Genomic DNA, 14,363 nt, shown 5'->3' with positions numbered 1-14,363 from the left:
CGAAAAACTTTTAGTCAATACGAAGAAAGAATTGTATAGATACTGGTGCAATTTTAAAGATGTATTGATCGTAAAAGAAAGTATACATTACAAAAAACAATTACTTTTTTTTAATCAAAATTTTGTCCATTGATGATAACAAATCAGACTGAAAGATTGAATTTTGCCTCAACAAAAAACATTCCTCAATATCCAGACTTTTTGGATGTTCAGGTTAAATCGTTTAAAGATTTTTTCCAATTGGAAACTAAATCTGACGAAAGAGGCAACGAAGGGCTATACAATACCTTCATGGAAAACTTTCCAATAACTGATACAAGAAACCAATTTGTATTAGAATTCCTTGATTACTTTGTTGATCCACCACGTTACACTATTCAAGAGTGTATCGAAAGAGGTTTAACGTACAGTGTACCTCTTAAAGCACGCCTTAAATTATATTGTACTGATCCTGAACATGAGGATTTTGAAACGATAGTTCAAGACGTTTATTTAGGAACGATTCCTTACATGACGCCAAGCGGAACATTTGTTATAAATGGAGCTGAGCGTGTTGTTGTTTCGCAATTACACCGTTCTCCAGGAGTTTTCTTTGGACAATCATTCCATGCCAATGGTACTAAATTGTACTCTGCCAGAGTAATTCCTTTCAAAGGTTCTTGGATAGAATTTGCAACGGATATCAATAACGTAATGTATGCGTACATTGATAGAAAGAAAAAATTACCAGTAACTACTCTTTTACGTGCTATCGGATTTGAAAGAGATAAAGACATTCTTGAAATTTTTGACCTTGCAGAAGAAATCAAAGTTTCAAAAACGGGTCTTAAAAAATACATTGGTAGAAAATTAGCTGCGAGAGTATTGAATACTTGGCACGAAGATTTCGTGGATGAGGATACTGGCGAAGTTGTTTCTATCGAGCGTAACGAAATCATTTTAGATCGTGACACTATCTTAGATAAAGATAATGTAGAAGAAATTCTTGACGCTGATGTAAAAGTAATTTTGTTGCACAAAGAGGATAACAATCAAGTTGATTATGCAATTATCCACAATACTTTACAAAAAGATCCAACAAACTCTGAAAAAGAGGCTGTTGAACACATATACAGACAATTACGTAACGCTGAACCGCCTGATGAGGAAACGGCTCGTGGTATTATTGATAAATTGTTCTTCTCTGACCAACGTTACAACTTAGGTGAAGTAGGCCGTTATAGAATGAACAAAAAGTTAAACCTTGATATTCCAATGGAAAAACAGGTTTTAACTAAAGAAGATATCATTACTATCATTAAATATTTGATCGAATTAATCAATGCGAAAGCCGATATTGATGATATTGATCACTTATCAAACCGTCGTGTTAGAACAGTTGGTGAACAACTTTCTCAACAATTTGGTGTTGGTTTAGCGCGTATGGCTAGAACCATTCGTGAGCGAATGAACGTTAGAGATAACGAGGTGTTTACACCTATCGATTTGATTAATGCTAAAACATTATCATCGGTAATTAACTCGTTCTTTGGTACCAATCAGTTGTCTCAATTTATGGATCAAACCAATCCATTAGCGGAGATTACACACAAAAGAAGATTATCAGCACTTGGACCAGGTGGACTTTCTAGAGAAAGAGCTGGTTTCGAGGTTCGTGACGTTCACTATACACACTACGGAAGACTTTGTCCAATTGAAACTCCTGAGGGACCAAACATTGGATTGATTTCATCTCTAGGTGTTTATGCAAAAGTAAACGGAATGGGTTTCATTGAAACGCCTTACCGTAAAGTAACTAACGGACAAGTTGATTTGACATCTGAACCAATTTATTTAAGTGCAGAGGAAGAAGAAGGTAAAATGATTGCTCAAGCAAACATCGAAATGGATGCTAAAGGAAACATTACTGCTGATAAAGTTATTGCTCGTGAAGAAGGCGATTTCCCAGTAGTTGAGCCATCTGCTGTTCATTATACTGACGTTGCGCCTAATCAAATTGCTTCTATTTCGGCTTCATTAATTCCGTTCTTGGAACATGATGATGCGAACCGTGCCTTGATGGGATCGAACATGATGCGTCAAGCCGTTCCATTATTACGTCCAGAAGCTCCAATCGTTGGTACAGGTCTTGAAAGACAAGTAGCTTCCGATTCAAGAGTGTTGATTAATGCTGAAGGAAACGGAACTGTTGAGTATGTTGATGCTAATATGATTACCATTAAATACGACAGAACTGAAGAAGAGAGAATGGTAAGTTTTGACCCAGATGAAAAAACATATCAATTAATCAAATTTAGAAAAACGAATCAAAGTACGTCTATCAACTTGAAACCAATCGTTAGAAAAGGGGATAGAGTTCAATTAGGACAAGTACTTTGTGAAGGATATGCGACTCAAAACGGAGAATTAGCTATCGGTAGAAACCTTAAAGTGGCCTTTATGCCATGGAAAGGATACAACTTCGAGGATGCGATTGTAATCTCTGAAAAAGTAGTTCGCGATGATATTTTCACGTCTATTCACGTAGATGATTATTCATTGGAAGTTAGAGATACTAAATTAGGAAACGAAGAGTTGACTAACGATATTCCTAACGTTTCTGAAGAAGCAACTAAAGATTTAGATGAAAACGGAATGATAAGAATTGGAGCTGAAGTAAAACCTGGCGACATTCTTATCGGAAAAATTACACCAAAAGGAGAATCTGACCCAACTCCAGAAGAGAAATTGTTAAGAGCGATCTTCGGAGATAAAGCTGGTGATGTAAAAGATGCTTCGTTAAAAGCGTCTCCATCATTACACGGTGTGGTTTTGGACAAAAAATTATTTGCAAGAGCGGTAAAAGATAAACGTAAACGTACCAAAGATAAAGACGATTTGACGGCTTTAGAAATGGAATTCGAAACTAAATTTATCGAATTAAAAGATAAATTGATTGAGAAACTATTCGTTATTGTTGACGGAAAAACTTCGCAAGGAGTGATGAATGATCTTGGAGAAGAAGTATTGCCAAAAGGTAAAAAATATTCTAAAAAGATGCTTCAATCTGTTGAAGATTTCGCTCACTTAACTAAAGGTCAATGGGTTGCTGATGATGATACTAACCGTTTGGTTAACGATTTGATTCACAACTACAAAATCAAGTTAAACGATTTACAAGGAGCTTTACGTAGAGAAAAATTCACGATTACTGTTGGAGATGAATTACCAGCTGGAATCTTGAAATTAGCGAAAGTTTATATCGCTAAAAAACGTAAGTTAAAAGTAGGTGATAAAATGGCGGGTCGTCACGGTAACAAAGGTATTGTTGCACGTATCGTTCGTCATGAAGATATGCCGTTCCTTGAAGATGGAACTCCAGTAGATATCGTGTTGAATCCACTTGGTGTACCTTCTCGTATGAACATTGGTCAAATTTATGAAACTGTTCTTGGATGGGCAGGTCAAAAATTAGGTCGCAAGTATGCAACACCAATCTTTGATGGTGCTACTTTAGATCAAATCAATGAATTAACAGACGAAGCAGGAATCCCAAGATTTGGTCATACCTATTTATATGACGGAGGAACAGGAGAACGTTTCCACCAAGCAGCAACCGTTGGAGTAATCTATATGTTGAAACTTGGACACATGGTAGACGATAAGATGCACGCACGTTCTATCGGACCATACTCACTTATTACACAACAACCATTGGGTGGTAAAGCTCAGTTTGGAGGTCAGCGTTTTGGAGAGATGGAGGTTTGGGCACTTGAAGCATACGGTGCATCGAGTACACTACGTGAAATCTTAACTGTGAAATCGGATGACGTTATTGGTAGAGCTAAAACTTACGAAGCTATCGTAAAAGGTGAATCAATGCCAGAACCAGGATTGCCAGAATCATTCAATGTATTGATGCATGAATTGAAAGGTCTTGGATTAGACATCAGATTAGAAGAATAAATAAAAGCAGTATTCAGTTCCTTGTTTTAGGGAGCTGAATACTTATTTATAATACGTTTTTAAGGATTTATACCCGTAAACCGTTCCGATTTTTTATAAAGTTGTCCAATTTTATAACTAGCACTTCAAAAATAGTTTTTGAGGTTTAGAGAAGTAATCCGAGGTAGCGTTTTAGTCCAAAGTTATAGTGTTACAAAGTCCAATGCGACTTTTGATATTTGACTTTTTACTAAAATAAGAATCAATTTTTAATTGCAGATAAATCAATAGTAAAAACTATGATGAATAACAGAAATAACAAAGACAACAAAGGTACAGCGCCTAAAAGATTTGAGAAAATCTCTATTGGTTTGGCATCGCCAGAATCAATTTTAGCTGAATCAAGAGGCGAAGTTTTAAAGCCTGAAACTATTAATTACAGAACGCACAAGCCAGAACGTGATGGTCTTTTCTGCGAACGAATTTTCGGTCCAGTGAAAGATTTTGAGTGTGCTTGTGGAAAATATAAAAGAATTCGCTACAAAGGAATCGTTTGTGACCGATGTGGTGTTGAAGTAACTGAGAAAAAAGTACGTCGTGATAGAGTTGGACACATTAACCTTGTTGTGCCTATTGCTCATATCTGGTATTTCCGCTCACTTCCAAACAAAATTGGATACATTCTTGGCTTACCCTCTAAGAAATTAGACATGATTATCTACTACGAAAGATATGTAGTTATTCAGGCAGGTATTGCTAAAAATGCCGATGGAGAATCGTTACAACGTCTTGACTTTTTAACTGAAGAAGAGTATTTAAATATTTTAGATACCCTTCCAATGGAAAATCAATATCTTGATGATTATGACCCAAATAAATTTGTTGCCAAAATGGGAGCAGAGTGTATTATGGACTTATTAGCAAGAACTGATTTGAACAATTTGTCATACGAATTGCGTCATGCTGCTAATAATGAAACTTCGAAACAAAGAAAAACAGAAGCGTTAAAAAGATTACAAGTTGTTGAATCGTTCCGTGACTCTAACTTGAACAGAGAGAACCGTCCTGAGTGGATGATTCTTAAAGTAATTCCAGTTATTCCGCCAGAATTGCGTCCGTTAGTACCACTAGATGGTGGTCGTTTTGCAACTTCCGATTTGAACGACTTGTACCGTAGAGTTATCATCAGAAACAACCGTTTGAAAAGATTAATGGAAATCAAAGCTCCAGAAGTTATCTTGAGAAACGAAAAACGTATGTTACAAGAATCAGTAGATTCATTATTTGATAACACTCGTAAAGCTTCTGCTGTTAAAACAGAATCAAACAGACCGTTAAAATCGTTGTCTGATTCCTTAAAAGGTAAACAAGGTCGTTTCCGTCAAAACTTATTAGGAAAACGTGTAGATTATTCTGCTCGTTCGGTAATTGTTGTTGGGCCAGAAATGAAATTGTTCGAATGTGGTCTTCCAAAAGATATGGCTGCCGAATTGTACAAACCATTCGTTATTCGTAAATTAATCGAAAGAGGAATTGTTAAAACTGTAAAATCAGCTAAAAAAATAATTGACAAGAAAGAGCCAGTAGTTTGGGATATCCTTGAAAATGTAATTAAAGGTCACCCAGTATTACTAAACCGTGCTCCTACGTTACACAGATTGGGTATTCAAGCATTCCAACCTAAACTTATTGAAGGAAAGGCAATCCAATTGCACCCATTAGTTTGTACGGCGTTTAATGCGGATTTTGATGGGGATCAAATGGCGGTTCACTTGCCACTTGGACCAGAAGCAATTCTAGAAGCTCAATTATTAATGTTGGCTTCTCACAATATCTTGAATCCTGCGAATGGTGCTCCAATTACGGTACCATCTCAAGACATGGTTTTAGGTCTTTATTACATGACCAAAGAGCGTTTGTCTACTCCAGAACATAAAATTTTAGGTCAAGATTTGACTTTCTATTCTGCAGAAGAAGTAAATATTGCTTTAAATGAAGGAAGATTAGAATTGAATGCTCGTGTGAAAATTAGAGCTAAAGATTTTAATGAAAATGGAGAGTTAGTATATAAAATTATTCAAACTACTGCTGGTAGAGTACTTTTTAATGAAGTAGTTCCGCAAGCAGCTGGATATATTAATGAGGTATTAACTAAAAAATCTTTACGTGATATTATTGGAAAAATCCTTGCAGTAACAGATGTTCCTACAACGGCTGCTTTCCTAGATAACATGAAGGATATGGGATACAAATTTGCCTTTAAAGGTGGATTGTCATTCTCATTAGGTGATATTAGAATTCCGGAACAAAAAACGAAGTTAATTGCCGATGCAAGAGAACAAGTGGAAGGAATTTCATTAAACTATAACATGGGTCTTATTACCAATAACGAGCGTTACAACCAAGTTATTGATATTTGGACTTCTGCCAATGCGCAATTGACAGAATTAGCGATGAAAAACATTAGAGAAGACCAACAAGGGTTCAACTCGGTGTACATGATGCTTGATTCTGGAGCGCGTGGATCTAAAGAACAAATTCGTCAGTTAACTGGTATGCGTGGTTTGATGGCTAAGCCTAAAAAATCGACTGCTGGTGGTGGTGAAATTATTGAAAATCCAATTCTTTCTAACTTTAAAGAAGGACTATCGATTTTGGAGTACTTTATCTCTACTCACGGTGCTCGTAAAGGTCTTGCGGATACGGCTCTTAAAACGGCAGATGCGGGTTATTTAACTCGTAGATTACATGACGTTTCTCAAGACGTAATTGTAAACTCAGTAGATTGTGGTACTTTAAGAGGAATTGAAGTTTCTGCTTTAAAGAAAAATGAAGAAATTGTTGAAACATTAGGAGAACGTATTTTAGGACGTGTTGCATTACAAGATGTGATTAATCCATTAACTTCTGATGTATTAGTTCATGCAGGTGAGCAAATCACGGAAGCTATTGTTAGAGCCATCGAAGAATCTCCAATCGAAAGAGTGGAAGTGCGTTCGCCTCTTACTTGTGAAGCTAAAAAAGGTATTTGCGCTAAATGTTATGGACGTAACCTAGCGACGGGTAAAATGACTCAAAAAGGTGAAGCTGTTGGTGTTATCGCTGCACAGTCTATTGGAGAGCCAGGTACACAGTTGACACTTCGTACATTCCACGTGGGTGGGGTTGCAGGTGGGGTTTCTGAAGAGTCTAGTATTATTGCAAGATTCGGAGGTAAATTAGAAATTGAAGATCTTAAAACTGTTGTTGGTGAAGATGCTGATGGTAACAAAGTAGATATTGTTGTTTCTCGTTCAACGGAATTAAAATTAGTTGATGTTAAAACAGGAATTCTATTAAGTACGCATTACATTCCTTACGGTTCTGTTATCAGTGTTAAAGACGGTGATGTTGTTGAAAAAGGCGCTGCTATCTGTAAATGGGATCCTTATAATGGTGTAATTGTTTCAGAATTTACAGGAAAAATTGCTTACGAAGATTTAGAACAAGGACAATCGTTCCAAGTTGAAATTGATGAGCAAACAGGTTTCCAAGAAAAAGTAATTTCGGAAGGAAGAAATAAAAAATTAATTCCGACCTTATTGGTTTATGGTAAAGATGGCGAATTAATTCGTTCTTACAACTTACCAGTTGGAGCGCACCTTATGGTAGAAGATGGAGAGAAAATTAAAGCAGGTAAAATTCTTGTGAAAATTCCTCGTCGTTCTTCTAAAGCAGGTGATATTACTGGAGGTTTGCCAAGAATTACTGAGTTGTTAGAGGCTCGTAATCCTTCTAATCCAGCAGTAGTTTCTGAAATTGATGGAGTAGTTTCTTTTGGAAAAATTAAAAGAGGTAATCGTGAAATCATCATCGAATCTAAATTTGGTGAGGTTAAGAAATATCTAGTGAAATTGTCAAGTCAAATTCTTGTTCAAGAAAATGACTTCGTAAAAGCTGGAGTTCCTTTGTCGGATGGCGCTATTACACCAGATGATATTTTAAGAATTCAAGGACCGTCTGCTGTTCAACAGTATTTGGTTAATGAAATTCAAGAAGTATACCGTCTTCAAGGGGTGAAAATTAACGACAAACACTTTGAGGTAGTAATTCGTCAAATGATGCGTAAAGTAAGAGTAGAAGATCCAGGAGATACCTTATTCTTAGAAGAGCAATTAATTCATACTAGTGATTTTATCGTTGAAAATGATAAACTATACGGAATGAAAGTGGTAGAAGATGCCGGTGATTCGGATAATTTAAAACCAGGTCAGATTGTTTCTCCAAGACAATTAAGAGATGAGAATTCGTTATTGAAACGTAATGATAAAAATTTAGTTGTGGCTCGTGATGTTATTACGGCTACTGCAACTCCAGTCTTACAAGGTATTACTAGAGCATCGCTTCAAACGAAATCATTCATCTCTGCAGCATCGTTCCAAGAGACTACTAAAGTATTAAACGAAGCAGCAGTAGCTGGTAAAGTGGATACCTTAGAAGGTCTTAAAGAAAATGTTATTGTTGGACACAGAATTCCAGCAGGAACAGGTATGAGAGATTACGATAACATTATTGTAGGTTCGAAAGACGATTACAATGAGTTAATGGCGAACAAAGAAGAATATATTTATTAATTATGAGTGATAACAATCAACAACCAGGGCAAATTAATATAGAGCTCGATGAAAAAGTGGCTGAAGGAATTTATTCCAACTTAGCCATCATCAATCATTCTCCATCTGAATTTGTGTTAGACTTTGTGACCATCATGCCTGGTGTTCCAAAATCGAAGGTGAAATCGAGAATCATTTTAACTCCGCAACATGCCAAAAGATTATTAAAGGCAATGGGAGAAAATATCCACCGATTTGAACAAGCTCATGGCGAAATAAAGGATTCGGAACAACCGCCAATTCCCTTAAATTTTGGTCCAACTGGACAAGCTTAATATTAAAAAAACTCCTCAAGAAATTGAGGAGTTTTTTGTTTTTGTCTCTTTTTATTTATTTTTTAATATAAAAATTCCGATTAAAAACCTATTTAACCGATGAACGTAAATGTTAATAATTGTTAACAAAAAGCTAACATAAAATATCCCATTTCAGGTATTTAGTTTTTAAATTTGTGATTCAAAATCAAAAAAAATCATATTTTTATGAAAAAATCTTTACAAATTATTAATCCGATGCGATTGCTCTTCTGGAGTATTGCATTTGTTTTAGTCTTGATTCCAGGTATTGGGTATGGGCAAACGTCGGTACAAAACTTTGGGACTACAACAGCTTCGCATGCAAGTCAAACAGGCTCAACTGCAATTATACCCAATCCTACTGGAAGCGGAACAACTTACGTTCGGTCTGGTATTGCAGCTGCTGCCTCGACAATTAATTTAGCTACTACACCTAATGTGTTAGGCACTACAGGAGCTTATTTAAGGGCGGTAAGTTCAACATCAACCTCTGTTGCTAAAGCTTCGCCAATAGTGAGTTATTCTACCGGCTTAGAATTTTACACATCATTCAAGATGCTTTTGGGGGATTCTAGTGGTGGTGCTACAGCTACTTCAGGAGTTTGGACATTTTACCAAGGGTTACAAGGCACTAATTATACTGATAATACCGATGTGTCTAGTGCAAATGTTTTTACGGGATTACGATTTACATTTGGTACTTCAGGAGCTTTGACGCTAACTTATAATAATGGAGGAACGTACAATTCAACTAATTTGACTACTTCGTCTTTTAGTCAAGGGACAATTTATAATGTTGAGATTGTTGGTAACAATAAATCTACAGGGACTATTAATTATACCTATAATGGAACAGCTCAAACAGTTGCTATACAAAAATTTGATTTATACATCAATGGGGTATTAATAGGTAATGATTTGTCTAAAGGAGGAGCCACTGCTAATACAAATGTAAATGCGATGACTTGGACAGGTGTTTCAAGTACATCTAATGCAGCTAACTTGTTTTTAGATGATGTTTTTGCTTACAATACTGTACCAACTTCTATTACAGGATTTGTACCTACAATTTCAGGTAGCGCAACAACCGCTGCTTTTACAACTACATACGGAACATCTTCTGCGGTTCAAAGTTTTACTGTTACAGGTTCAAACCTTAATGGAAATATATTAGCCACAGCGCCGACCAATTTTGAAGTGTCTAGCGATGGTACTACTTATGGTGCCACTGCTACCTTTACACAGTCTTTCGGGAGTGTCAGTGGATCATTAAGAATTAGATTAAAAGCAACGGCACCAGTTTCGGGAACTTACAATTCTCAAAATATAGTGCTTTCAAGTACAGGTGCTACCTCAGTTAATATTACTACTCCTTCATCTGGTAATGCAGTTTCACCAGCTACTTTAACAATTACAGCAAACAATCAAACGGTTTCCTTTGGTGATTCTGTTGCATCGGTATTGGCAGCAGGTACTTATACACCTTCTGGATTTGTAAATGGAGAAAATGCTTCTGTGATTTCGGGTTCTGTTTCTTATACAACAAACTATACCGATACTACTCCTGCATCAACTCCTGGCGTTACAATTTCGCCAGTAGTTACTTCATTAACCGCAAGTAATTATTCATTTGCTTCGGCTAATGGTACGATTACCATTGCTTCTACTCCTGTTCCGATTATTACAAGTGCCTTAAGTTTTAGTTCGGTATATGGAACTGTTGCATCAACTTATACCATTACAGCTACTAATTCGCCTACTTCTTATAGTGCTACTGGATTGCCGTCTGGGTTGTCTTTAAATACTTCTACAGGAGACATCACAGGTACGCCAACAGCAGTTCCTGGTACTTATAATGTTTCTATTTCAGCGTCTAACGGAGGAGGTTCAAGTACCATTCAGACTTTGTCTTATACAATAACTGCAAAACCATTAACAATAACTGGTGCCGTTGCTGATAATAAAGTATATGACAGAACCAATGTTGCAACTATTTCTGGTTCTACTTTAGTTGGGATTTATAATACTGACGTTGTTTCAGTTTCTAATACAGGAACTTTTACAAGCTCGTTAGTAGCTAATGGAATTACAGTTACTTCATCACAAACCTTGAGTGGTGCCGATGCAGGTAAATATTCATTGACAGTGCCAACAGGTTTGTCTGCTAATATCACAGCAAAAGCGTTAACGATTAGTGGTGTTGCAGCTCAAAACAAGCAATTTGATGGAACTACTACTGCAACTTTAACAGGAACGCTAAGTGGCGTTATTTCTCCTGATGTGGTTACCTTAACGTTGAATGGTGTTTTTGCATCTTCTGCTATCGGAAATGGTATTGCAGTTACTTCTACATCAACAATAGGAGGAGCTGATGTTGCCAATTATACATTGACACAACCAACAGGTTTAACTGCAAATATTTCTCCTGCAATTGTTCCTTTGTTACAATGGAATACTTTTGGAAATGCGGGTACTGAGACTACAGAGCCTAGTACAACAAATGATACAAATATAGTAGCTGCAGCATTGAATTACACCGGTAGTTCTGTTACTCCTGCAGGTAATGCTAATCGTTTTGGTGGTTCTAATTGGGGTGTTGGCGCAACGCTTTCTACTTCTAATTATATTCAGTTTACGGTGGCTCCAACTACAGGGTATATGTTTACACCAACTTCTTTATCTTTTATTTGGGATTTTTCTGGTTCAGGTCCATCAGCTGTTACACTAAGATCTTCAGCAGATAATTACACTAGTGATATTGCTACATTAACAGGAATGACTACTAGTACTTCTGCTTTCAAAACATTAAATATTACAGGTCTTTCGGATTTGTCTACAACTACTTTTAGACTATATGGATATGGAGCTACAGCAACCACAGGAACTGGTGGATTTGATTGTGCTGCTACTCAAAATAATGTTAAGTTTAATGGATATACTGCTCTAGCTCCACTACCAGCAATTTCTACATCAGGAACTTTGTCTGCATTGACTACGGTATATGGTACGGCTTCAGCTACAACTTCATTCACAGTGTCTGGAACTTACATGCAAGCTGGGGTTTTGGTTACACCTCCTTCAGGTTATGAAGTTTCATTGTCTTCAGGTTCAGGATTTGCTTCAACAGTTACTGTTGGTGCTTCAGGAACAATATCATCAATACCAGTTTACGTAAGATTAAAAGCAAATGCCACTGTTATCAGTTCGCCTTATTCAGGAGATATTGTATTAACAAGTTCAAATGCAACTCCAGTAAATGTGGCAACAGTTTCAAGTACGGTTACTCCAAAAACAGTAACAGTTTCAGGATTAACAGCAAGTAATAAAGTGTTTGATGGTAATACCGATGCAATATTAAACGGAACAGGTTCTTTAGTTGGTGTTATCAATAGTGATGTAGTTTCTCTAGATGGTACTCCAGTAGGAACTTTTGCAAGTTCTGCGATTGGAACGGGTATTGCTGTTACTGTAACAGGATATTCAATCAGTGGTGCAGGTGCCGGAAACTATTCGTTAACTCAGCCTACTTTATCGGCAGATATAACAAGTATGCCTTCGCCGGTAATTACAAGTGCTTTAACGGCTTCTGCAACTTATGGTGTGGTAGCTTCAACTTATACAATTACGGCTACACAAACACCTACTTCTTTTAATGCCACAGGTTTGCCAAGCGGTTTATCAGTAGATACTACTACCGGTGATATTACAGGAACTCCAACAGCCGTTCCAGGGGTATACTCTGTTACTTTGTCTGCTACAAATGCTGGCGGTACAGGTACAGCAACTTTGAGCTATACCATTTTAGCTAAAGGATTGACAGTAACTGGCGCTACGGCTGATAATAAAGTTTATAATAAATCATTAGCGGCAACCATTTCTGGTTCTACTTTAGTAGGTGTAGTAGGAACGGACGCAGTTTCAATTTCAAATACAGGAACTTTTGCATCTTTTAACGTTGCTAACGGAATTGCAGTGACCTCTACTCAAACGTTAAGTGGTGCTGATGCGGTTAAATATTCATTAACAGTGCCAACAGGTTTAGTTGCTAATATTACACCAAAAGCATTGACTATTAGTGGTGCAACAGCTCAAAATAAAGAAGTTGACGGAAATACAAATGCAGTGATAACAGGAACTCTTGTAGTTGTTGAAGCTGGAGATGTTGTTACTTTAAATGGAACAGGAACTTTTGCTAGTGCTGCTATTGCAAATGGAATTGTAGTTACATCAACAGCAACTTTAGGAGGTGCTAATGCAGGAAACTATACCTTGACACAACCTACAGGACTTACAGCAAATATTACTCCTACAACATTGTTACAATGGAATACATTTGGTAATGCTGGTACAGAAACTACAGAGCCGAGTGTGTCTAATAATGTGCATATTGCTGCTGCAAATTTAACTCAAGGGACTATTACTGCTGCTACTAATTCAAATCGTTTTGGTGGTACAGGATGGTTTGATACAGGAAATACTGCCGGAGGTAATACATTGGCTGAGGCAATTGCAGGAAACGATTACATGCAGTTTGTGGTTGCTCCAACTTCTGGATATACTTTTACCCCAACATCCTTTACTTTTATATGGGATTATTCAGGAACTGGCCCTAAGTCAGTTGCATTACGTTCTTCAGCTGATGGATATACTACAGATTTAGGGACTTTAACGTTTGCTTCAACGAGCACGTCTACCGTTAGAACAATTGCTATTTCTGGTCTTACAAATGTTTCAACTACTACTACATTTAGATTGTATGGTTATGGAGCTACTGCAACTGGTGGAGCTGGTGGATTTGATACTACTGTAAATCAAAGTAATGTTATTTTGTATGGTACTTCAGCGTTATTAACTGGGCCTACAGCTTCTGTTATATCTGGAACAAATTCTATTTGTGATGGCGATGTTGCTGCTATTTCAGTTGCAATGACAGGGGGTAAATCGCCATTTACAGTTGTTTACACTGATGGAACAACAAATTTTACAGAAACTAATTATGTGAGTGGAACAAGTATTATTGTTTCGCCTTTAGTAAATTCTACTTATACTTTGGTATCGGTAACGGATGCAAATTCTTTAGCAGGGACAGGAAATTCAGGTTCTGCTGTGATTACTCTTTTACCAAATGTAACGTATTATCAAGATGCTGATGGTGATGGTTATGGTAACCCTGCGGTATCTCAAGTATCTTGTGTTACATTAGTAGGTTATGTAACAAATGCAACCGATTGTAATGATGCTAATGCTTCAATGCATGCTACTTATACATTCTACGCTGATGCTGATGGCGACGGATATGGAAGTGTAGCTGCTTCAGCACAAACTTTGTGTGCTGCTAATGCTACAACACCTCCTGCTGCTAATTTGTCGTCTAACAACACCGACTGCGACGACACCCGAGCTAATGTTCACCCAGGTGCTGTAGATGTGTGTTACGACGGATTGGACAACGATTGTAATGGCAACATTGACAACGTAGGTCTGCCAGGAG

The 14,363-nt window shown here is 37.1% G+C and carries 4 protein-coding genes; all 4 read left to right on the top strand.

Annotated elements, in window-relative coordinates; translation table 11 throughout:
• Positions 1-132 precede the first annotated feature (132 nt).
• Complete coding sequence (gene rpoB / locus ACODSI_RS04350; protein WP_488915628.1) at positions 133-3,945, top strand: DNA-directed RNA polymerase subunit beta; 3,813 nt, start codon at positions 133-135, stop codon at positions 3,943-3,945.
• Positions 3,946-4,223: 278 nt separating this feature from the next.
• Positions 4,224-8,537 (top strand): DNA-directed RNA polymerase subunit beta', encoded by a 4,314-nt coding sequence (gene rpoC, locus ACODSI_RS04345; protein ID WP_488915627.1) that lies wholly within the window; start codon positions 4,224-4,226, stop codon positions 8,535-8,537.
• 2 nt (positions 8,538-8,539) lie between these two features.
• On the top strand, positions 8,540-8,851 hold the full coding sequence (locus ACODSI_RS04340) for a DUF3467 domain-containing protein (RefSeq protein ID WP_488915626.1): 312 nt from the start codon (positions 8,540-8,542) through the stop codon (positions 8,849-8,851).
• A gap of 207 nt (positions 8,852-9,058) precedes the next feature.
• Positions 9,059-14,363, top strand: a 5,305-nt coding sequence (locus tag ACODSI_RS04335; protein WP_488915625.1) for a YDG domain-containing protein, incomplete at its 3' end; no start/stop codon positions are given.

This window comes from Flavobacterium sp. FG139 (assembly GCF_057809695.1).
This window is presented reverse-complemented; position numbering and strand designations above follow the sequence as displayed.